24 protein-coding genes are annotated in these 20,871 nt (G+C 33.6%); 13 read left to right on the forward strand and 11 right to left on the reverse strand.

The annotated features are described in order from the left end of the window. Positions 1 to 28 precede the first annotated feature (28 nt). Both KWG70_RS09125 and KWG70_RS09130 read right to left on the reverse strand, forming a co-directional pair. The gene (locus KWG70_RS09125) at positions 29 to 322 is read right to left on the reverse strand and encodes a cell division protein ZapA (protein ID WP_230935709.1); all 294 of its coding nucleotides are present in this window, start codon (positions 320 to 322) and stop codon (positions 29 to 31) included. Between the two features lie 15 nt (positions 323 to 337). Further along, positions 338 to 628: a hypothetical protein gene (locus KWG70_RS09130; RefSeq protein WP_230935710.1), complete on the reverse strand. Its 291-nt coding sequence runs from the start codon at positions 626 to 628 to the stop codon at positions 338 to 340. 287 nt (positions 629 to 915) lie between these two features. Here KWG70_RS09130 and KWG70_RS09135 point away from each other — a divergent pair, with 287 nt between their 5' ends. The 3 genes from KWG70_RS09135 to KWG70_RS09145 all read left to right on the forward strand — a co-directional run bounded on the left by KWG70_RS09135 (position 916) and on the right by KWG70_RS09145 (position 7,084). Beyond that, the gene (locus KWG70_RS09135) at positions 916 to 2,607 is read left to right on the forward strand and encodes a M23 family metallopeptidase (RefSeq protein ID WP_230935711.1); all 1,692 of its coding nucleotides are present in this window, start codon (positions 916 to 918) and stop codon (positions 2,605 to 2,607) included. A gap of 11 nt (positions 2,608 to 2,618) precedes the next feature. After that, entirely contained in the window at positions 2,619 to 5,096 is a 2,478-nt protein-coding gene (locus tag KWG70_RS09140; RefSeq protein WP_230935712.1) for a TonB-dependent receptor, read from the forward strand. Positions 5,097 to 5,242: 146 nt separating this feature from the next. Next, positions 5,243 to 7,084, forward strand: coding sequence for a hypothetical protein (locus KWG70_RS09145; protein WP_230935713.1), 1,842 nt, complete (start codon positions 5,243 to 5,245; stop codon positions 7,082 to 7,084). A 7-nt stretch (positions 7,085 to 7,091) separates the two neighbouring features. Here KWG70_RS09145 and KWG70_RS09150 read toward each other — a convergent pair whose 3' ends face one another. Further along, a complete protein-coding gene (locus KWG70_RS09150) occupies positions 7,092 to 8,234 on the reverse strand; it encodes a cysteine desulfurase family protein (RefSeq protein ID WP_230935714.1) in 1,143 nt (380 codons plus the stop codon). Between the two features lie 134 nt (positions 8,235 to 8,368). Between KWG70_RS09150 and KWG70_RS09155 the strand changes: the two genes are divergently transcribed. Next, on the forward strand, positions 8,369 to 9,301 hold the full coding sequence (locus KWG70_RS09155; protein WP_230935715.1) for a hypothetical protein: 933 nt from the start codon (positions 8,369 to 8,371) through the stop codon (positions 9,299 to 9,301). Between the two features lies 1 nt (position 9,302). On the opposite strand, the gene KWG70_RS09160 is transcribed toward KWG70_RS09155, so the two are convergent. Together KWG70_RS09160 and KWG70_RS09165 are read right to left on the reverse strand one after the other, a co-directional pair. Then, positions 9,303 to 9,854, reverse strand: coding sequence for a Smr/MutS family protein (locus tag KWG70_RS09160; RefSeq protein WP_230935716.1), 552 nt, complete (start codon positions 9,852 to 9,854; stop codon positions 9,303 to 9,305). After that, positions 9,854 to 10,048, reverse strand: coding sequence for a hypothetical protein (locus tag KWG70_RS09165; protein WP_230935717.1), 195 nt, complete (start codon positions 10,046 to 10,048; stop codon positions 9,854 to 9,856). Before KWG70_RS09165 ends, KWG70_RS09160 begins: the two co-directional genes overlap by 1 nt. Before the next feature lie 147 nt (positions 10,049 to 10,195). Between KWG70_RS09165 and KWG70_RS09170 the strand changes: the two genes are divergently transcribed. Together KWG70_RS09170 and KWG70_RS09175 are read left to right on the forward strand one after the other, a co-directional pair. Continuing rightward, entirely contained in the window at positions 10,196 to 10,498 is a 303-nt protein-coding gene (locus tag KWG70_RS09170) for a DUF2752 domain-containing protein (RefSeq protein ID WP_230935718.1), read from the forward strand. A gap of 11 nt (positions 10,499 to 10,509) precedes the next feature. Beyond that, positions 10,510 to 10,854, forward strand: a complete 345-nt coding sequence (locus tag KWG70_RS09175) for a CCC motif membrane protein (RefSeq protein WP_230935719.1) — start codon at positions 10,510 to 10,512, stop codon at positions 10,852 to 10,854. Positions 10,855 to 10,922: 68 nt separating this feature from the next. Here KWG70_RS09175 and rocD read toward each other — a convergent pair whose 3' ends face one another. The 4 genes from rocD to KWG70_RS09195 all read right to left on the reverse strand — a co-directional run bounded on the left by rocD (position 10,923) and on the right by KWG70_RS09195 (position 13,795). Then, the gene (gene rocD / locus KWG70_RS09180) at positions 10,923 to 12,203 is read right to left on the reverse strand and encodes an ornithine--oxo-acid transaminase (protein ID WP_230935720.1); all 1,281 of its coding nucleotides are present in this window, start codon (positions 12,201 to 12,203) and stop codon (positions 10,923 to 10,925) included. Positions 12,204 to 12,360: 157 nt separating this feature from the next. Then, positions 12,361 to 12,747 (reverse strand): DUF6768 family protein, encoded by a 387-nt coding sequence (locus tag KWG70_RS09185; protein ID WP_230935721.1) that lies wholly within the window; start codon positions 12,745 to 12,747, stop codon positions 12,361 to 12,363. After that, the gene (locus KWG70_RS09190) at positions 12,737 to 13,288 is read right to left on the reverse strand and encodes an RNA polymerase sigma factor (RefSeq protein ID WP_230935722.1); all 552 of its coding nucleotides are present in this window, start codon (positions 13,286 to 13,288) and stop codon (positions 12,737 to 12,739) included. The genes KWG70_RS09185 and KWG70_RS09190 overlap by 11 nt, the downstream gene beginning before the upstream one ends. Then, complete coding sequence (locus KWG70_RS09195; RefSeq protein ID WP_230935723.1) at positions 13,289 to 13,795, reverse strand: hypothetical protein; 507 nt, start codon at positions 13,793 to 13,795, stop codon at positions 13,289 to 13,291. It abuts the gene before it with no gap. Between the two features lie 124 nt (positions 13,796 to 13,919). Here KWG70_RS09195 and rlmD point away from each other — a divergent pair, with 124 nt between their 5' ends. The 4 genes from rlmD (at position 13,920) to KWG70_RS09215 (ending at position 17,288) form a co-directional block, all read left to right on the forward strand. Continuing rightward, a complete protein-coding gene (gene rlmD / locus KWG70_RS09200) occupies positions 13,920 to 15,374 on the forward strand; it encodes a 23S rRNA (uracil(1939)-C(5))-methyltransferase RlmD (protein WP_230935724.1) in 1,455 nt (484 codons plus the stop codon). A 19-nt stretch (positions 15,375 to 15,393) separates the two neighbouring features. Next, on the forward strand, positions 15,394 to 15,945 hold the full coding sequence (locus tag KWG70_RS09205; RefSeq protein WP_230935725.1) for a DUF6452 family protein: 552 nt from the start codon (positions 15,394 to 15,396) through the stop codon (positions 15,943 to 15,945). Next, a complete protein-coding gene (locus KWG70_RS09210; RefSeq protein WP_230935726.1) occupies positions 15,917 to 16,663 on the forward strand; it encodes a DUF6048 family protein in 747 nt (248 codons plus the stop codon). Before KWG70_RS09205 ends, KWG70_RS09210 begins: the two co-directional genes overlap by 29 nt. 76 nt (positions 16,664 to 16,739) lie before the next feature. After that, the gene (locus KWG70_RS09215; RefSeq protein ID WP_230935727.1) at positions 16,740 to 17,288 is read left to right on the forward strand and encodes a DUF4136 domain-containing protein; all 549 of its coding nucleotides are present in this window, start codon (positions 16,740 to 16,742) and stop codon (positions 17,286 to 17,288) included. A gap of 32 nt (positions 17,289 to 17,320) precedes the next feature. Here KWG70_RS09215 and KWG70_RS09220 read toward each other — a convergent pair whose 3' ends face one another. Beyond that, positions 17,321 to 17,740, reverse strand: a complete 420-nt coding sequence (locus KWG70_RS09220; protein WP_230935728.1) for a hypothetical protein — start codon at positions 17,738 to 17,740, stop codon at positions 17,321 to 17,323. 13 nt (positions 17,741 to 17,753) lie between these two features. Then, entirely contained in the window at positions 17,754 to 18,914 is a 1,161-nt protein-coding gene (locus KWG70_RS09225; protein WP_230935729.1) for a THUMP domain-containing class I SAM-dependent RNA methyltransferase, read from the reverse strand. 91 nt (positions 18,915 to 19,005) lie between these two features. Here KWG70_RS09225 and KWG70_RS09230 point away from each other — a divergent pair, with 91 nt between their 5' ends. Genes KWG70_RS09230 through KWG70_RS09240 form a run of 3 tightly spaced genes read left to right on the forward strand, consistent with a single transcriptional unit; the run spans position 19,006 to position 20,851 of the window. Then, entirely contained in the window at positions 19,006 to 19,737 is a 732-nt protein-coding gene (locus KWG70_RS09230; RefSeq protein ID WP_230935730.1) for a class I SAM-dependent methyltransferase, read from the forward strand. Positions 19,738 to 19,742: 5 nt separating this feature from the next. Next, the gene (locus KWG70_RS09235; protein ID WP_230935731.1) at positions 19,743 to 20,417 is read left to right on the forward strand and encodes a ZIP family metal transporter; all 675 of its coding nucleotides are present in this window, start codon (positions 19,743 to 19,745) and stop codon (positions 20,415 to 20,417) included. A gap of 5 nt (positions 20,418 to 20,422) precedes the next feature. Beyond that, positions 20,423 to 20,851, forward strand: a complete 429-nt coding sequence (locus tag KWG70_RS09240) for a DUF4268 domain-containing protein (protein WP_230935732.1) — start codon at positions 20,423 to 20,425, stop codon at positions 20,849 to 20,851. The last annotated feature ends 20 nt before the right edge of the window (positions 20,852 to 20,871 follow it).

Here is a 20,871-nt window from a genome sequence, read left to right on the forward strand (position 1 = left end):
AGTAACCTATTGTTTATTTTAAAGAACGTTATGCACTTATATGTTCGTGAAGTAATTGGTTTAAAGCATTAAGCTTCTCCTCTACTTCTTCACTTACATTGGCTTTATCTATTGTTTTCTGTTCTACTTGAGATGCAAACTGTAAAGCGCACATGGCTAGTACATCTTGTTTATCTCTCACAGAATAGTTTTGCTCAAACTGTGTTATCATGGCTTCAATCTTTTTAGCGGCCTTGCGCAACCCTTCTTCTTGGCTTGGCGCAATGGTAAGAGGATAAACTCTATTTGCTATAGATAGCTTTATTTTAAGCTGTTCTGCCATTAATTGTAATTAGCATTATTCAGATAATTGAGCAATACAATGGTCAATATCTCTGATTAATGTGTTTATTTTGAGCTTTGTTTCTCTGTTATTCTCGTCACTGCCCAGTAATGAATTTGCCATTTTGAGTGATTCATATTTTTCAACCCAAGAACTTAATTCTTCTTGCTGCTGAAGGTTTTTCTGTTGTTGTATTGCTAATTCTTCAGAGATTTTAGCATTAGTTTGCTTTAAAACTTCTAGTTTGTGCAAAACTTTGCTGATTTTGTTCTCTAAAGAATCTACAATATCTTCAATTTTACTCATTTACAAATTTCAATACTGATGTAACAAAGTTAACATACTAAGTGAAAAATCGCAATTGTTTTCATATTAATTTTGAAATTTATGACACTTCTTTAGTCATAATGGCTCATGACTAACAATTTACAAATACTTCTAATTCCTTTTTTATAAGTTTTTGTTTATTATTTTCAGTTTTTTTCAGATATTCACTCACCAATATTAAAAACAACATATGTAGAATATTTTCTATATTCAATTTTAATCAATATTTTTACGTTATATAACTTTTGACGTAAACTCATAACCACATGAAGTACCTAATTTTACTTTTCTTTGTTTGCACTTTTGCTTTTGGTCAATCAGAAACGCCTTATCCTCAAGACTATTTTAGAAACCCCTTAGATATTACACTCGTACTCTCTGGTACATTCGCCGAATTACGTTCAAATCATTTTCACTCTGGTTTAGATATCAAAACACAACAACGCACAGGTCTAAAGGTATATGCTGCGGCTCAAGGTTATGTAAGTCGTATTAAAATATCTCATTATGGCTACGGAAAAGCGCTATACATCACACACCCAAATGGTTATGTTAGTGTTTATGCACATTTAAGTAAGTTTTCTCCTAAAATTCAAAAATATATCAAAGCGTGTCAGTACGAAAAGGAAAGTTATGAAGTTGAAATGTTTCCGTCTCCCGACGAGCTTCCTATTTCATCAGATGAAGTTGTAGCCTTTTCAGGAAACACTGGAGGTTCTGGTGGTCCGCATCTCCATTTTGAAATTCGTGACAATGAAGAACGCCCTATAAACCCTATGCTCTTTGGTATTGATATAAAAGACACGAAAAGTCCTTTTCTATTGGCTGCCTATGCCTATCCAAAAGACAGAAACTCTCACGTAGATGATGAAAAAAATCGAAAAGAACTACGATTAATACCAAATAAAAATGGCGATTACAGTACAGAACCTATTGAAGCACTAGGTGATATTGGTTTTGGAATTGTGAGTTATGACCAGCAAGATCTTGCCAACAATAAAAATGGTGTAAGTAATATTCAAACATTTTATAATGGCAATAAGAGTTTTGAAATGGATTTTAAACGTTTCAGTTTTAGCGAATCTAAACACATCAATCGCTTTATAGACTTTGAAGTATTTAAAGAGAAAAAATCAAGAATTCAGAAACTCTTTGTTCAATCTGGAAACACCTTAAGCATGCTTAAAGATGTTGACAGTTATGGTTATATAAAAGTTGAGGACAGCACTAATACGGTATATAAAGTACGAATTAGAGATTTTAAAGGGAATGAGTCATGGTTGACAATTCCAATAAAAGGAAGGCCTGCTAAAGAAATCTTAGAGGCTCCAGAATTAAAACCAGACCATTTCATCTATGCAGATCAAGTTAACGAATTAGAAAGCGAAAATATCTCAGTATACTTTCCAAAACAAAGCTTTTATGAAGATTTTTATATTGATTTTGGTGTGGATAGTGATACCTTAAAATTGCATAGAGATGTTGTACCTATGCTTAAAAGCTACACCATCACTTATGATGTAAGTAGTTACAGTGAAGAAGATAAAAGCAAATTATTTATTGCCAAATTATACGGTTATTATAAAAATCCGAGTTATATCAGTACGAAACGTCTTGGCGACAAGTTATCTGCAAGAACAAAATCATTAGGAACCTTTGCTCTTGCAAGAGACACGGTGAACCCGACTATCATTCCTATTAATTTTCAGGATGGAAAATGGTTAAGCAAACTCAACTATCTGAAAGTTAAGATTGATGATGATCTCTCTGGCATTAGTAATTACAGAGCAACTATAAACGGAAAGTGGATTTTAATGGAGTACGATTATAAAAAAGATACCTTGACCTATGACTTTGATGATAATGTCAATACAGAGACCGAAAATAATCTTAAAATAATTGTTACAGATAATGTTGGAAATAGTACTACATTTGAAGCAACCTTTTTTAGAAAATAAAAAATAACCTTTTGAAACTAAATATTACGCTACTTATAGCCTTGTTAGGCTTTTCATTCTTCGGAATATCTCAAACCGCAACCATAAGAGGTGTCATTTTAGACGATGCTAAATTACCAATCTCTAGTGTTAGTATAAAAGCTGGTAATGACGGAACTACAACTAATGAGAACGGATTCTACATCCTCAAAATTCCAGCTGACACTAATGTTACAGTTATTTTTACTCACTTAGGACATAAACGTGTTGAAGCAACCTTCAATTTGAAAAATGGCCAGGAGATTGAATTCAATCCAGTGATGAGTATAGAAATTGAACAAATAACAACTGTTGTTATAAATGGTAATACAAGACAATCGGTTGATGGCGTCACTACAATTACTCCTGAAATAATAAGAACCATTAAAGGTGCTAATCCTGGTGTGGAAAATCTATTAAAAACCTTACCTGGTGTTAATATTTCTAACGAGTTAAGTACACAATACTCTGTTCGTGGTGGTAACTTTGATGAAAATCTTGTGTATGTAAATGATATTGAAGTCTATCGTCCATTTCTTATTCGCTCTGGTCAACAAGAAGGCTTGAGTTTTGTGAATACAAACATGGTACAAAACGTAGATTTTTCGGCAGGTGGATTTCAAGCAAAGTATGGTGATAAATTGTCATCAGTTCTAGACATTACCTATAGAAACCCAGTATCATTTGGTGTACGAGCAGATGCTAGCCTTCTAGGAGGAAGCGTTACTGCCGAAGCTGTAAGTAAAGACTCTAAATTCTCTGGAATTGTAGGTTTACGCTATAGAGATAATAGCTTGTTAATTAACTCTCTTGAAACTGAAACCAACGTAACTCCAGTTTTTGCTGATGCTCAAACCTATTTGACTTACAAGTTTAGTGATAAGTTTCATTTAAATTTCCTTGGAAATATCTCTTTAAATAAATATGACTTTCAACCAAAGAATAGGCAAACCAATTTTGGAACTTTAGATGAACCTGTAGCGCTTTTGGTATTTTATGAAGGTCAGGAAAAAGATCAGTATTTAACCACGTTTGGTGCATTTAAAGCTAATTATTTTGTTAATGATGATCTTTCACTAAAACTTATTGCTTCAGCGTATCACACTACTGAAGAGGAATATTTTGACATCTTAGCACAATACCGTCTTGGTGAAGTTAATAGTAATATTGGTGATGAAAACTTAGGAGAAGTTGAGTTTTCCGAAGGTATTGGTTCGCAATTGACTCATGCACGAAATGATTTGGATGCTGTCATTGTTAATATTGAGCATAAAGGCGATTATAAACTCGATGAAGAAAGCACGCTAGAATGGTCTGTAAAATATACACATGAAGATATTAGAGACCGTTTGGTAGAATGGGAAGTTATTGATAGTGCTGGGTTTTCGGTACGACCTCCAATTTTTGATATCCCGAACAATCAACCCTATGAGCCATTTGAAGGTCCTCTTGTCGCGTTTCAAAATGTTAGGGCTACCAATGCTGTACAAATTGATAGGCTCCAAGCCTATGCACAATGGAGCAAGCGAACAATGCTAGGTAGTAACGAAGTGTTTTATAATGCTGGTGTGAGAATTCACAACTGGACTGTAAATAGCGACATACCAAATCAAAATGGTGTCTCCTCCTCTACCCAAACCGTGTTTAGCCCGAGAGCTCAATTTGCAATAAAACCAGATTGGGACAAAGACATGTTGTTTCGTATTGCAGGAGGCGTGTATTATCAACCGCCTTTTTATCGCGAATTACGAGATTCTTCAGGAACAGTTCAACCTGATGTAAAAGCTCAAAAATCATTTCATATTGTTCTTGGAAACGAGTACAGTTTTGAGATTTGGGGTCGTCCATTCAAGTTGGTGTCTGAGGCATACTATAAAGGCTTAAGTGATGTAAATCCGTATACCTTAGAAAATGTTAGAATACGGTATCGAGCAAAAAATAATGCAAAAGCCTATGCCTATGGTGTAGACCTTCGACTTAATGGAGAATTTGTGCCAGGTACAGAAAGCTGGTTTAGTTTCGGGTATTTAAAAACCGAAGAAAATATTGATGATAGAGGTTACATTTCTAGACCAACAGATCAACGCCTGAAGTTTGGTGTGCTTTTTCAAGATTATGTGCCTAATATTCCAGATTTAAAAATGTATTTAAACCTAGTTTATAATACTGGAGTTCCAGGAGGCTCGCCAAGCTATGCAGATCCTTACGATTTCCAAACGCGTCTTCGTGATTATAAACGTGCCGATTTGGGAATTTCATATGTCATAGTTGATAAAAATAAAACGTACACATCGAAATGGAAACAAAAATTTAAAGAACTCACTTTAGGAGTTGAGATCTTTAATATGTTTAATGCTCAAAATACGATAACCAATACTTGGGTTCGTGATGTATATAGTAAACGTCAATTTGCGATTCCTAACTTTTTAACACCACGTGTATTTAATGTAAGACTGTCTACACGGTTCTAGATAAAGACTTTTGTTATTGCCAGCATGCTTAATTAGCTTTTCGATTTATAGTTTCACCCATTTATAAAGACTTGACTTTTTAATCTTTTTAAAAAGACTTATTTTTATGGATAGAATTAGCTATCAACCATTTAATAAGTCTCACAATGCATATCTCTAGAATCTCTTGGATTATTTTATTCTGCCTTTCCTATGTCGTATGTAATTCTCAAAATGAAATTTATGATCAAACCGCTTTGGATAGTATTTATGAACATTTCAAAGCTGATTTAGGAAATGCGAATGCTGATTCCAAGTTTTTTGAAGCCTTAGATTCCTCCATACAACGCTTAGAGGTTGATACTACCGCTGCACTTTATTATCACAAATTTGCCAATCTAAGACTTAATATGGGCCATTGGGATAGTATAGCTGAACAAATGCATAAGAATGGCTATGAACGATTAAAATCTACTGAATATCAATGTAAACTAGCGATAAGCCAATTTAATCTTACACGTTTTTCATTATTTCAAAATCATCCAAATACACTTGAACGTGCAAAACACAGCTTAGAGATTGCCAAAAAATGCGGAGAACTAGAACGTATTGCTCATGCTCAATCCTATATTGGAGCTGCGTACATTAATATAAACGACTATAAAAATGCCTTAACAAACTTATTAGAATCTGAAAAAAATTATACTACAATAAAAGACTCGACAGGTATTGCAATGGTCAATTTAGACTTAGCAATTGTTTATACACATTTTCAAGAAGATTTAAAGTCTATTGCTGCCACTAAAAAAGCAGCAATGATATATAAAAAGGCAGGTAGAACCATGAATTATGCTGTAGCACTAATAGATATGTCTTCTACTTATTTAGATATGGAAGAAACCGATAGCGTTTTAAAGTATTTACCTGTTGCACACAAAATAGTCAAAGACAAACATCAGCTTGCTAATGCCTACGTATACCAACATTACGGTAATCTATATGGGCAATTAGGCAGATATGATGAAGCCATAGACAATTTAAAGACTGGTCTAAAAATTAATGAAGGTATTGATGACCGTGGCCTAAATATTAATTTCTATAGTTTCTTAGTAGACAACTACAAGAAAAAAGGTAACAATGCAATTGCCTATAAGTATGCGCTTAAATCTGATTCGGTTTCAAAACTTATTGATGACAAATACGAGAAATTAAAAAGCTTGCTAACGCTAGCGAACACAAGCCACGATGTTAATAAACATGAAGAAAGTCGTAATGCGTTTTTAGAATACATTAAACTAAAAGACAGCATTTTGGGAGCCGAAAAACAAAAAGAGGTCGCTGCTCTTGAAAAATTCTACGAAGCTGAAAAACGAGACAATCAAATCAAAATCCAACAACAGGAAAATGATCTCCTAACGACTAAAAATACCGCTGCAAATAACCGGAACATAGCCTTAATCATCTCTTTGCTCCTTCTAGCTGCCATAGCTTACGCATTGATAAATAAATTTAGATTAAAAGCGACAAAACAAGAGGCTATCACTAAAGTAACAGAATTAGAGAACGATAATCTCAATCAAAAAATTGAATATCAAAAAAGAGAACTTGCCTCTAAAGCGCTTCATATAGCTCAAAAGAATGAAATGTTAATAGAACTCAAAGAGGATCTCACAACCATAAAAAAAGATAACACTAATAATACTAGGGTGAACCATCTGATTAACAAACTACATATTGACAAACAAATAGATGATAACTGGGAACAGTTTACTACTCAGTTTATTGAAATGAATCCAAGTTTCTATAAAAGTATCACTGAGCTTCATAGTGACCTTACAAAAAATGATATTAGATTGATTGCTTTATTGAAAATGAAATACGATTCAAACTCAATTGCGTCTTTACTTAACATATCACTCGAAGGTGTTAAAAAGGCGAGGTACAGACTTCGAAAAAAGCTCAATCTTTCTTCCGAAGAAAATTTAGAAAAACATATTATGAGTTTCTAAATCCTTATCAATCAACAAATTCCTTTAAAACATCAATCACATAGTCGACATCCGCTTTCGTATTATACTTACTAAAAGAAAAACGGATAGATGGTCGCTGCAAATGGTCATTATCAAGAATTTCAGTCAACACATGCGAATTTTGAGAACTTCCGCTTTGACACGCACTACCCTTAGAGCAAGCAATACCTTTTAAATCTAATTGAAATTGTAACAGATTAGCCTTATCTGCTGAAATAGGTAAACACACATTAACAAGCGTGTACGTACTTTTATCTAAGTCTCCAGATTGACCGTTAAAAGTCACATTTGGAAGAACTTGCTTTAGTTTTTCGATAAAATAGGATTTTATATCCAAAATATAAGCGGCTTCTGTTTCTAAATACTTATAAGACAAGTGCAACGCTTCATCCAATCCTACAATATTGTGAATAGATTCTGTTCCAGCTCGCAACCCTCGCTCCTGCTCACCTCCAAATATCAAAGCTCGAAGTCCGCTATTTTTCCTCAGAAAAGCAAAACCAACACCTTTTGGCCCATGAAACTTATGAGCGCTAGCAGCCAAATAATCAATAGGAATATCTTGTAGATCCAGCTTATAATGACCTACCGATTGAACGGTATCACTATGAAATAAGGCGTTGTTAGTCTTACACAATTCTGCCACAAGCTTGAGATTTAATTTGTTCCCTATTTCGTTATTGATATGCATTAACGATACTAATTGTTTGGTTTTAGATGTCAACAATGTTTCCAGATGAGATATATCTACATCTCCTTTGTCGTTTAGCTTTACATATTTAACTGAAATGTCATACTCCTCTCTAAGTTGGTCTATGGTATGCAAAATAGCATGATGTTCAATTTTTGAAGTGATAACCTCTGCAATTTCCAAATCTCTTACAGCACTTCTCAATACGAGATTATCGGCTTCTGTGCCACCTGAAGTGAATACAATTTCTGAAGCTGACACATTAAAATGAGATGCAATACGTTTTCTTGAAGACTCAATTAATGATTTAGATTGTCTACCATAACTATGTGTAGATGAGGGATTTCCATAGTTAGTTTTCATCACTTCGCCCATGCGATCAATGACTTCATCTCGCAGTTGGGTGGTTGCAGCATTATCAAAATAAACAGTCTTCATATCAATTAAAATTCTGATGCAAAGATGCAACTTTCTAAGGGTTTTTAAAACTCCTTAGCTATGCGTTCAAAATTATTTGTTAAAGCGACATATTAAACAATCAAATCTTTTATTTTTGTTTAAAATCTATGATAATGCGACAACTACTTTATATATGTTTAATTGGATTATTAGCTCTATCTTGTGATGATGGTGATGTATTTGAAGTTAACCTTGAGTTTGATCAAACACTTGAGCTTTGTCTTGATGCTAATGTAGGCGACTATTTGTTATACGATACCAAGGTAGATCCTAATGAATCGTTATCGCTACTTTTTCCAATTGCTGGTAATGACGATATTTTTAATCCGCCTTCAAATAATTACGAAAAGACTATTCCTATTAACGGTACATCGACTATGTTCAACTATAGAACCTACAGTGGTGATCCAAACGACTTAATCTGTCAAATCATTCCAAATCCAGGTACAACTATTACTAATGATTATGCTGCAGGCTCTGGAGCTGAAGCAAAATTCGTTACATCATTTGATGATGATGATGAGGATGGTATCTTATCAGAATTTGAAGGTCGCGGCGCACAGGCTGCAGATGGCACATATCCTGATGCCATAGATACTGATGGTGATGGTATTCCTGATTATATCGACCAAGACGACGACAATGACAATATACTCACGATTAATGAAAATGCCGACCCTGATGGTGATGGTGACCCTTCTGATGCAGTAAACACAGATCTTAATTTTACTAATGGTGACACTAAACCAAACTATTTAGACAACGATGATGATGGTGACGGTGTTCCTACCATTAACGAAGATGAAAACAGTAACTCTTCATTAACTGATGATTTTGATGAAACTGGCACTGATCCAAATACTGCACGTTATTTAAATCCAAATGCTGCAGAATCCTTTACGGCTGGTGAAATGTCGGAAAATGAATACACAAGAACCATAGTTGTGACGGTAGATATCATGAATGCAAACATTAGTATTGCTAGTATTGATGACCAAACTTTAGGCACTTACACATTTACCATAACACTCCCAGAAGATAATTAAACTAGGATTTTACATTCTGAAAAATATAGACTTCTGTAGCGCCAGCGCCATATTTCTGGTAATCGGCTGCATAGTACTTCACATTATCATAGCGACTAAACAGATATTCTAATTCGGTTTTGAGAACCCCTTCGCCAACGCCATGAATAAAGACTACTTTCTGTATGCGTTTTTTTATAGCGAATTCTAACTTATGCCTTGCGGTATCTAACTGTAAGTTGAGCATATCAAAATTATTCATATGCTTATTCTGTGTTGTGATTTGGTGGATATGCAAATCTACTTCCATTGCAGGCAGTGTTCGCGCTTTAGGTTTTACTCTTACAGACCTAGGTTTATGTGATTGTTCCTTTTCGTTTATAACCGCATTAGTATCTGTATTCGAGAATATTTGAGAAGAAAATGATTGTGTTTTTATAACCTCTGAAGACAAAAACTCCATATCAAAACCATCTTCTGTTTCAATAGTTATCGTAGTACCAGAAATTTGTATGATGACACCTTTAATATCTTCATCTAAAACCGAAACAAGATCACCAATTTTCAAATGCATCACTCAAGGTTTTCATTATCTGTATTGTCTTGGTCATTCTTACTCGGAATATTACGAGATATATTGTAAATACCTACCATTAAAACAACAATACCTCCAATTAAGATATATTGATTTTGTTCCTCTTGAGCTTGAGCGTAAATGGCAATTATCCCTCCTATTAGGATTAAAATGTAGCTAAGTGTTCTCGGCATTGATTTTTAAATTATCGTGTATCACTTTAATTAATCGAAAATACAATTTTAGAAACTTAATTAATAGGTCTAATCTGTTTTTTTTATCATTTTTGGTAATTGGCAGAAACTCTGTGAGCACTTATCCTTCAATTTTATTATTTTTGAATGAAATTTTATAGAATGATGTCTCCAGAAGATTACATGCTCCCTTGTATCAACAAAAAGATTTTTGGTCTTGATTGCATGGGTTGTGGTATGCAAAGATCACTCGCATTAATTCTAGAAGGAGACCTTATTGCTGCATTCTATATGTATCCAGCAATCTACAGTCTAATGGCTTTATTAGGCGTGATTTTATTAAATTACTTTAGAAATTTTAAGCATGCCTATAAAATTATTATTACTTTGGCAATCGTAAATGCCGTTTTAATTTTAGGCAATTTCATTTATAAAACTTTTTTAAATTAACATATACTACCATGAACGAATATCAACCACAAGAACAATTACAAAACGCAACACTAATTTTAATTTTAGGAATCCTATCTATAATAGGATGTTTCTGTTATGGAATTCTAGGGATAATTCTAGCAATTGTCGCCTTAATCTTAGCACAAAAAGCGACAAAAACATATGCGCAAAACCCAGAAATGTACCTAGGTTATCAAAATGTGAAAATTGGTAAGATTTTAGCCATTATAGGATTGGTAATAAGTGTGATTTACTTGTGTTTAGTGATTTGGTTGATTGTTACATTTGGAATGGAAGCACTTCAAGATCAAGAATTAATGCAACAAAGACTAGAAGAAATGATGGGACAATAATAGATACCCATATTAATAAAAAACCTCAATAGTAACTATTGAGGTTTTTTATTAATATTTAAAACTAATTAAACTTCAAATTGCTTTAAAGTTTTAGTAATAATCGATACACAGTCTAATAATTGCTCTTTAGTCATCACCAATGGAGGCGCAAATCTAATTATATTACCATGCGTTGGTTTGGCTAGCAATCCATTATCACGAAGTGCTAAACAAATATTCCAAGCCGTATCACTATCTTCATCATCATTAATAACAATCGCATTAAGCAAGCCTTTTCCTCTTACTAAATTAACTATAGAACTTGTTTCTATATATCTATTTAATTCACTTCTGAATAATTCTCCTAGCTGAAATGCGTTCTCTGCAAGATCCTCATCACGAACAACCTCAAGAGCAGCGACTGCAACAGCTGCAGCAATTGGATTACCTCCAAATGTACTACCATGATTTCCAGGTTTGATGACATTCATTACAGCATCATTTGCCAATACAGCACTCACAGGATAAGCTCCTCCAGACAATGCTTTACCAAGAATTAAAACATCTGGTTTTACTTCTGGAGTACCTGAACAATTTTTATTTTCACAACTACAGTTTCCACAAGTCGCTAATAAACGACCTGTTCTAGCAATACCTGTTTGTACTTCATCTGCAATAAACAATACATTATGTTGTTCACACAACGCTTTTGCTTTTGCTAAATAACCTTCGCTAGGCACATAAACTCCAGCCTCTCCTTGAATAGGCTCAACTAAAAACCCTGCAACATTTTTATTATTTACTAACGCATCTTCTAATGCTTGAAGGTTATCGTATTCAATTTTGATAAACCCATCAGTATAAGGTCCAAAGTTTTTTCTTGCCACTGGATCATTGCTAAATGATATAATCGTTGTAGTTCGTCCGTGGAAATTATTCTCACATACGATGATTTCAGCTTCATTCTCATCAATTCCTTTGACTTCATAAGCCCATTTTCTACAAAGCTTTAAAGCTGTCTCTACAGCTTCAGCTCCTGTATTCATTGGTAATAACTTATCAAAGTGAAAATACTCTGAAGCAAATTTTTCATACTTTCCAAGCATGTCATTGTAAAACGCTCTAGACGTTAAACTTAATGTTTGTGCTTGTTGTGTCATCGCATTCACAATCTTTGGATGACAATGTCCTTGGTTTACTGCGGAGTAAGCCGATAAAAAATCATAATACTTCTTACCTTCTACATCCCAAACATACACACCTTCTCCTCTACTCAATACTACTGGTAACGGATGGTAATTGTGTGCACCATACTTGTTTTCTAAATCGATCGCTTGTTGCGAAGTTAATTGGTCTAAAACAGCCATTTTAAAATAATTTAAAGGTTCATATCCAAACAAATGGATATCTAAAATGTCCATTCCTTCTGTACCTTTATTCTTTCAAAGACTTGAAAAAGCAGCGTGGGAGAGAAATCATCCCTAGGGCTCGCAAATTAATAAATATTAGTTGCTTCTAAAAATGTTATGATGAGATTTTTCCAGAGAGCGAAGAAACCTGCAACTCTAAACGCTTCATCTCTCTTAAGATCGCATTTTTATCCATTTGCATCCAGACAAATATTTTGAGCATGCTCACGCCAAGTAAAAACACTACGCAACCCATTCCCCATTTTAATAATTCATTGGTTTCGGTGGCATCAAAAAAGTTTACAGCACAATAGATAGATAGGCCAAAGAATATCAAAGTCATAATATTCATTAAGATGATAATCCATTTATGCTTTCCTCTGAACAAACCCCAGATCATATCAAAAACGTTTTGTTCATCCAAGTCATCATAAAACTTCGCTTCTTCTTCTGTTAATGTCTCTTTTATTAATTTGTCAATGTCTTTCATATTAGTTTTCATAATATTCTGTTTTAATTATTTTTTTTAATTTTTCTCTGGCGTGAAACAATCTCGATTTGACTGTACCCACAGATACATGCAATATTTTGCTTATGTCTTTTAACGAATAGTTTTCTGTATAAAATAGTTTAATCACTATTTGTTGATGCTCAGGCAACTCATTAATAGCTTTTATAAGCATCTTCTTTATTGGTTCATTTTCTGTATAGATCTCATCATCTGCAATAAGAGTCTTTTCAAACTCGTTTGTCTTTGACCGCTTTATATTTTGCTTTCGCAATTCATCGAAAGATTTAGAACAAACAATACGTAAGGCCCAACTACCAAAACTACTTGTGTTATTAAGCGCTTCTATTTTGTTTATAACCACTCGCCAGGTGTCCTGAGCAATATCTTTTGACAAATCGGGATCTTTAAGAATCCAAAAAGCCTTTTGACAAAATACCAGATGCCATCGTTTTACTAACATAGCCAAAGCATTGTCATCACCATTCTTATAATCTTCTACTAGTTTAGCGTCTAAATATTTGTCTCTTTTCACTTAAGCGTGTTTTGTTTTAAATGAGGTACTTTTATAATACGCTCTTAATAACGTCACCCAAACATTATATGATGTTGTTTTTTTCTCTTTGGAAAAGTAATTCTCTACATTATCAAAAGCATCTTCAATTAAAGCATCATGCAACCATCTAATCATAAATACCCAAAGTACGCTAGCTTTTAAAGATGTCTTCATGTCAATTTTATGAATGATTTCTGAAGTATTCTCACTAACAGCATTAATAGATAGTTCGTGAGTCCCATAAAATCCATCTGGCTGTGTAAATTTAAATTTGACAAAACTTTGGTCATTAAACTCAACAACTGTATAACGAATTCTTCCGTGACCGCCTTTACTTCCTAACTTTAACCCTTCTTTAAATCGCATGGATGGCCATTTCCTATAAGGCCAAATTTGATCATTAGAAGTGGCTAAGGTTTTAAATAAAAGAGACACCTTTTCTTTAGGCTGACTAATTTTTCGTTTATGAATATTAATGACTTTCATACTCTAAAGACGTAGAAAACCTAAAAAGGTTCATTTATTAATAAAAATAATAACTATTGTTTGGGTTTAAGACATTCAAACCATAACTTTTTCTAATTTTGCAAACATTAAATTCTGATATATAATGCCTCGAAGAGAACGAAATAAATTTGTAAAACGCGGACAAATAATTGAATTGCTTATTGAAGACTATGCCTTTGGAGGTAAAGGGATTGCTCGAATAAGAAATGAGCATGGTGAATTTGTAGTGTTTGTTCCCAATACACTGCCTGGTCAATTAGTTAAGGGACAGGTGAAAAAAACCAGCAAAAAATATGCTGAATGCAAACTTATTGAAGTTTTAAAACCATCTGAAGATGAGGTCGAGGTACCTTTTCAAGATATTCCAGGAGCGCCATATATTCAGCTTCCTATAGAATTGCAACACAAATACAAAAAAGAGAGTACTTTATCTTTATTTAAACGTATTGGAAAAGTAGAGCATATTGAATCGTTATTTGATGAATTTATAAGCTCTCCCAATGTGTTTCACTACAGAAACAAAATGGAATATGGTTTTTCAGCCATTGGATATGACAGAGCTCAAAAAACAGATATTGACGAATTCACTCTTGGTTTTAAAAGACGAGGCACTTGGTGGATGGGAGATAATCTAAATAAAGATTCGGGGTTATTTGATAAGGCTGTAGAAGATAATTTAAAACGTATTAGACAGTACTGTGAACGTACTGGCTTATCACCATGGCATGGTCCAAAAAAAGAAGGCTTCTTTAGATATTTTGTCGTTCGCAAATCATATAAAACCAATGAACTATTATTTAACCTAGTAACTACATCTTATGAGTTGGATAAGTTCGATTTAAATAAATTTGCGAGCCTATTAGTTGATATTTTCGGAGAACGATTTGCTGGATTACTACATACCATAAATGATGAAATTGGTGATCGAACGATTGCTACTTCTGGAAGCATAACACTCATTCATGGAAAAGATAAAATTGTTGAGAAGTTGTTAGGGTTGAATTTTGAAATTAGTATGAAGAGCTTTTTTCAAACCAACCCAAAATCTGCAGAAAAACTATATTCAAAAGTAGTTGACTATGCTCTTGAAAAAAAAGAGGCTATAGATAATTCGGTTGTACTCGATCTTTTTTGTGGCACAGGAACTATCGGACAAATTATAGCATCTAAGGCTCATAACACAAAAATCATTGGTGTAGATATCGTTGCATCTGCAATAGAAGATGCAAAAGAAAATGCCAAACGCAATAATATAGACGGTTTAAAGTTTTATGCTGCAGACGTTGGCAAGTTTTTAAGTGAACACCCAGAATATATTAATAAAATTAGAACAATAATTCTGGATCCTGCCCGAGCAGGAATCACACCAAAAACGCTTAAAAAAATCATAAACCTAAATGCAGAACGTTTGGTTTATGTATCTTGCAATCCAGCAACACAGGCAAGAGACGTCGAGCAATTGACGATAGCTGGTTATGATGTTAAAAAATTGAGTTTGGTGGACCAATTTCCACATACGGCTCATATTGAGACCGTTTTGCTTTTAGAAAAGCATTAAACGCAAATACTGAAAAGAATTGAAACGATTTATAGTACTACTTAGCATAACAATCCTCACCACATTTATTGTATGGAGTTGTGAACGCGACGATATTTGTGCTGAAGGCACAGCTACAACACCACATCTTATCATTAGGTTTTATGATGTCAATAATCAAAACAATTTTAAAGATGTAAGACAATTGGAAATTAAAGGTCTGGGTGATGATGGTCTACCGTTTTCAGAAACACCTATTTTAAGTAGAGTTAATACAGACTCTATTGTGCTCCCATTACGATTTCAAGAAGAAGGTGAAGAAACTATAACGCGATTTCAACTTGAAAAAGATGCTGATTTTGCTGACAATATGGATCCTAATAACGATTCTAATATAGACATTATAGAAATTAAATATACTCCTGAATTTATATACGTATCTAGAGCTTGTGGCTATAAAAGTATTTTCAACTTTGGCCCAACTGGTGGTATTACCAGAGAAGTGGATAGTGAAATCTGGATTACCAATACCGAAATTGTAAACGAAACCATAGACAATGAAAATGCAGCACAGATTATTATTTATCATTAGTATGATAATCGTGATGTTGCTTCCATTGACATCACTAGCACAAACAGAAACCAACGAAACTACAACAGACACCCTTGTCTATAAGCAAAAGTATGGCCTCAGACTTGGAGGTGATATTGGAAAACTAGTACGCGCTGCTATAGATGATGATTATTCTGGCTTTGAAATTAACGGTGATTACAGACTAACTAAAAAACTATATATAGCTGGAGAATTAGGTACTGAAGAGCGCAGAATTACAAATGATTTTCTAGATGTTACAGCCAAAGGAAGTTATTTCAAGGCTGGTGTAGATTACAACACTTACAAAAACTGGTTAGACATGCAAAACATGATTTATACTGGATTTAGAGTTGGTGTGAGTAGTTTTAGTCAAACTCAAAATAGTATCACCATTTTTAACACAGACCAATATTGGGAAGCGCCTTTTACTGATAATACTGAGCGAGAGTTTAATGGACTTACAGCTATTTGGGCGGAATTAATTATCGGACTCAAAGCTGAGTTATTTACAAACTTTTACGCAGGACTAAATGTTCAATTAAAAGGAATGCTTAGTGAAGATCAACCTTCAGATTTTGAAAACCTTTATGTTCCAGGATTCAATAGAACCTATGACAGCGGACGATTTGGAATTGGATTTGGTTACACCGTGTCTTATATGATACCTATTTACAAAAAGGATAAAAAGGTAGTTGTAGAAAAAGAAGACAACTAACTACTGATATATATCATAGTATTTTTCTGTAAGTATATAGACCTTTATGTCCTAGAAATCTCATAAAGTGTATCCAATGAAAACCTTTCAATTACCTTATCTATTTATATTTTTACTTATTGTAAGCTGTGCAGCAACATCATCAATAGTTTTTGACTATGATATTGATGAGGACTTTAATAGCCACAGCACTTTTGTTATTTGTGAAGACGATTTATTGGTCGAACACTCCAATTATCCAGATTACGATAATGCTAGCATAAGAGAATATTTATCTCAAGAAGTGTCTTCACAAGTTGAAAATCTAGGATTAATTGTTGATAGCACTAATCCTGACGTTCAAGTTGGATTTAGATTGGTTATTTCAGAAGAAACCGCAACCTTTAGAGATTGTTCAGAATTTAGTGAATTTAACTACTGGAGAGAATGTACTATAGAAACAGAAACATATACCGACGAAACATTAATCATTTATATGTCAAATTTGGAGAAAAATCAAATCATTTGGCAAGCATCAATGCCTTGTAATATGAATACATCTGACGCCAAACTAAAGTCACATATAGCAAAAACTGTCAAGACTCTTTTTGAAACCTATCCTAATATTGTAAAACCGATAGAATAATTAAAGTGCCACTATTTAAAGTGAACCTGCCACTAGTAATCATCACTAACTTTTATTTGATAACCATCTATTGGATACTCTTTTCCATTAAAAGTAGCTTTAGCTCTAAAGAACAAGGTGTCATTTACTGTTCTAAGCATCTCTACTCTTAGTCCTCCATTTTTATCGATAGCTTTATCAATATCTGTAATACGCTTTGCAGGCGTTTTTTCAACATTCGTTTTTAGGATGTAATTACAGTCATCAATCCATTCAATATCCAACACCATAAAATCATCTTTTGAGATGGATTCGAATTGAGATGTTTCAGATCGTTTTAGAGTTGACACAGGAACGACATCAGTAGCAGGAATAATAAAAGTGCCTGTTTTAAATTCTTTACATTTTAATTCTTGTCCGTAAGACATCACGCAAATAAACAGTAACAGAGCTAGACTTATATGTTGTTTCATTATTTTAGTGTATTTAGTTATTCATATACTTACCCTTCTTACTTCCTTCGTACATAACGTATTTCACAAAACGGGACTCCAATTTAGCATTAAATAAATGAATTTTACGTGAAGGACGCAAACCAACATGTTTTAAAGCATCTAAATTAGACGTAATAAACCACGCGTCTGTTCCTGGATATCCTTGCTTTAACGTGTCTCCTATTTCTTTATAAAACGTTTCCATATCAATATCTAAGCGTTCTCCATATGGCGGATTAAATACCATATGCAATTTATTGTCTCCTGCTTTTTGTGTCTTAAAAAAGTCTTCATGCTGAATAGTAATAAACTCATCTAAATGCGCATTTTTAATATTAGCCTTCGCTTTAGACACAGCACTTGGTGATTTATCGTAACCAATCATTTTATGATGAAAGTCTCTAGTTTTACTAAGCAGAGATTCTTCAATTTTTTCAAACAGATCTACATCCCAATCTTGCCAGCGTTCAAAAGCAAATTCTTTCCGCATCAAATTTGGAGGAATATTACAAGCAATCATTGCTGCTTCAGCTAAAATCGTTCCACTACCACACATGGGATCCATAAAATCTGACTGTCCGTCCCAACCTGAAAGCATCACTAAGCCTGCTGCCAAAACCTCATTAATTGGTGCGATATTGGTTGCAGATTTATAACCGCGTTTGTGTAACGACTCTCCAGACGTATCTAAAGAAATAGTGCATACTTGACGATCTATGTGCACGTTGATTTTTAAATCAGGAAAGCGCAAGTCTACATTAGGACGTTGCCCGTCGGTACTCCTAAATTTATCTACAATGGCATCCTTTGTTTTCAATGCTACATATTTGGAATGCGTAAATGCTTTAGAATGCACAGTAGCATCAACAGCAAGACTACCTGTTGGTTTTAAATGTTTACTCCAGGACATTTTATAGACTTGATCGTAGAGATCTTGCTCGTTTAAAACACGGAATGTTTTTATAGGTTTTAAAATTTTAATAGCAGTGCGCAATGCTAGATTAGCTTTGTACATAAACCCCTTATCACCAACAAAACTCACATTTCTAACGCCTTTTTTAACTTCCATTGCGCCTAATTGAATGAGTTCTCGCTCCAATAAATCTTCAAAACCATACAAGGTTTTTGCAACCATTTTATAATTATTCTCCATGCTGTACGACTAATAGATTGCAAAAATAAAGTATTTTTGTGGCTTAGAAGAAGATTTAAAAATGAGATTCTTATTTAACTAGAAAGTTAATATGACAAAAGACACACAACATTGGTATGCTTCATGGTTTGATACGCCATTCTATCATATTTTATATAAAGATAGGGATCACAATGAAGCTCAGGTGTTTATGGATAATCTCACAGAATACCTCAATATCCCAGAGCAAGGAGATATCTTAGATTTAGCTTGCGGAAAAGGAAGACACTCTGTATATCTCAATAGTTTGGGTTACAATGTCACTGGTGTAGATCTATCTGAAAATAGTATTGAGTTTGCAAAGCAGTTTGAGAATGACACACTTCATTTCGAAGTTCATGATATGTGCAAACCTTACAGAAAACAATTTGATGCTGTTTTTAATTTATTTACCAGTTTTGGATATTTCGAAAATGAAGAAGATAATCTAAGAACCATAGAAGCTATAAAGGCCAACCTCAACGAGTTTGGATTTGGTGTAATCGACTTTATGAATAGTGATTATGTGATTGATAACCTTGTTACTGAAAATGTAAAAACTGTTGAAGGTATCGATTTTCATCAAAAAAGAAGTCTTAAAGATGGTTATATAGTTAAGAATATCTCTTTTTCTACTGAAGGTGAAGATTTTCAATTTCAGGAACGTGTAAAAGCATTTACCCTAAACGATTTTGAAGCGCTTTTTGAAAAAGCAGGTGTATACTTATTAGACGTTTTTGGAGATTACAAGCTTAGAAAGTTTCATGATAAAACATCTGAGCGTTTAGTCATGGTTTTTAAATAATATAAATGAATACATATTTATTTCCAGTATATGCGGTAGTGTTAGGTATTATAGTTGTTGTTATTTTCAAACAACAGAGAAATACTTATACCAAATTACTTCTATCGTTTAGTGGTGCTTTTTTATTAGCACTCACACTTTTTGATTTATTACCCGAAGTCTATGAGCACTTAGAAGCCAAGCAAACAGGGTTGTTCATTATGTGCGGAATCTTATTACAAATCATTCTTGAGTTTTTCTCTAAAGGTGCCGAGCATGGTCATGTTCATATCCATAAAAATGAAACCGCATTCCCTTGGCTTTTGTTTATAAGCTTGTGTATTCATAGTTTTTTAGAAGGATTCCCAATTCATCAGCATAACGATATGGTTTATGGTGTACTTGTACATAAAATCCCTATTGCCATATTGTTGACGATGTTCTTATTGCAGTCTAGTTATAGTAAACTTCAGATGGTTATCTTCTTAACTGTATTTACAGTTATGACGCCATTAGGAACTTATATTTCTAACGCTACAAGCATTAATACCGAATACCTCAACATGATAAATGCTATTGTGATTGGTATATTCTTTCATATTTCCACAACTATTTTATTTGAAAGTAGTGAAGGTCACAAATTCAATCTTTCAAAATTAGTGGCAATTATTTTAGGTGTTGGTATTGCGTATTTGATCTAGTTTTTATGTTTTCAAAGGAAGAAAGCCGTCTACTCCGCCAAGAATTTTGGACCAGTTTTGGAAAATCATTTCCAAGAAAGTGGATTTTATATGACACCAAAATAAAAGGATTTTCATTCAAATTTCATTTCGACACAAAGAAAGCATTGGTAGCTTTAGATTTAGAAGACGATTTAGAAAATCGTATTATCTATTGGGAAAAACTGCAATCATTACAGTCTATTTTAAGAGAAGATTACTTACCTGAAGTTTACTTCGAAGAAGAATTCTACTTAGATAATGGTAAAGAAATCTCTAGAATCTATTTACCTTTAAACCATAAGGTATCTATTCACAATAAGAACTCGTGGCAAGAGGTGATGGTGTTTTTTAATGAGACTATGAGTAAATTTGAAGCCTTCTTTGAGGAGTATCGTGATATAATAAGCGATTAATCACTTATGCTTTCGTTTCA

Origin of the sequence: Psychroserpens luteolus (genome assembly GCF_021032705.1) — a bacterium.
GTDB lineage: Bacteria > Bacteroidota > Bacteroidia > Flavobacteriales > Flavobacteriaceae > Psychroserpens > Psychroserpens luteolus.

Excerpts from the sequence above, each read along its gene's own strand:
- KWG70_RS09125 (WP_230935709.1), bottom strand. The coding sequence starts at position 322 with ATGGCAGAACAGCTTAAAATAAAGCTATCTATAGCAAATAGAGTTTAT.
- KWG70_RS09130 (WP_230935710.1), bottom strand. The coding sequence starts at position 628 with ATGAGTAAAATTGAAGATATTGTAGATTCTTTAGAGAACAAAATCAGC.
- KWG70_RS09135 (WP_230935711.1), top strand. The coding sequence starts at position 916 with ATGAAGTACCTAATTTTACTTTTCTTTGTTTGCACTTTTGCTTTTGGT.
- KWG70_RS09145 (WP_230935713.1), top strand. The coding sequence starts at position 5,243 with ATGCATATCTCTAGAATCTCTTGGATTATTTTATTCTGCCTTTCCTAT.
- KWG70_RS09150 (WP_230935714.1), bottom strand. The coding sequence starts at position 8,234 with ATGAAGACTGTTTATTTTGATAATGCTGCAACCACCCAACTGCGAGAT.
- KWG70_RS09155 (WP_230935715.1), top strand. The coding sequence starts at position 8,369 with ATGCGACAACTACTTTATATATGTTTAATTGGATTATTAGCTCTATCT.
- KWG70_RS09160 (WP_230935716.1), bottom strand. The coding sequence starts at position 9,854 with ATGCATTTGAAAATTGGTGATCTTGTTTCGGTTTTAGATGAAGATATT.
- KWG70_RS09165 (WP_230935717.1), bottom strand. The coding sequence starts at position 10,048 with ATGCCGAGAACACTTAGCTACATTTTAATCCTAATAGGAGGGATAATT.
- KWG70_RS09170 (WP_230935718.1), top strand. The coding sequence starts at position 10,196 with ATGAAATTTTATAGAATGATGTCTCCAGAAGATTACATGCTCCCTTGT.
- KWG70_RS09175 (WP_230935719.1), top strand. The coding sequence starts at position 10,510 with ATGAACGAATATCAACCACAAGAACAATTACAAAACGCAACACTAATT.
- rocD (WP_230935720.1), bottom strand. The coding sequence starts at position 12,203 with ATGGCTGTTTTAGACCAATTAACTTCGCAACAAGCGATCGATTTAGAA.
- KWG70_RS09185 (WP_230935721.1), bottom strand. The coding sequence starts at position 12,747 with ATGAAAACTAATATGAAAGACATTGACAAATTAATAAAAGAGACATTA.
- KWG70_RS09195 (WP_230935723.1), bottom strand. The coding sequence starts at position 13,795 with ATGAAAGTCATTAATATTCATAAACGAAAAATTAGTCAGCCTAAAGAA.
- rlmD (WP_230935724.1), top strand. The coding sequence starts at position 13,920 with ATGCCTCGAAGAGAACGAAATAAATTTGTAAAACGCGGACAAATAATT.
- KWG70_RS09210 (WP_230935726.1), top strand. The coding sequence starts at position 15,917 with ATGCAGCACAGATTATTATTTATCATTAGTATGATAATCGTGATGTTG.
- KWG70_RS09215 (WP_230935727.1), top strand. The coding sequence starts at position 16,740 with ATGAAAACCTTTCAATTACCTTATCTATTTATATTTTTACTTATTGTA.
- KWG70_RS09220 (WP_230935728.1), bottom strand. The coding sequence starts at position 17,740 with ATGAAACAACATATAAGTCTAGCTCTGTTACTGTTTATTTGCGTGATG.
- KWG70_RS09225 (WP_230935729.1), bottom strand. The coding sequence starts at position 18,914 with ATGGAGAATAATTATAAAATGGTTGCAAAAACCTTGTATGGTTTTGAA.
- KWG70_RS09230 (WP_230935730.1), top strand. The coding sequence starts at position 19,006 with ATGACAAAAGACACACAACATTGGTATGCTTCATGGTTTGATACGCCA.
- KWG70_RS09235 (WP_230935731.1), top strand. The coding sequence starts at position 19,743 with ATGAATACATATTTATTTCCAGTATATGCGGTAGTGTTAGGTATTATA.
- KWG70_RS09240 (WP_230935732.1), top strand. The coding sequence starts at position 20,423 with ATGTTTTCAAAGGAAGAAAGCCGTCTACTCCGCCAAGAATTTTGGACC.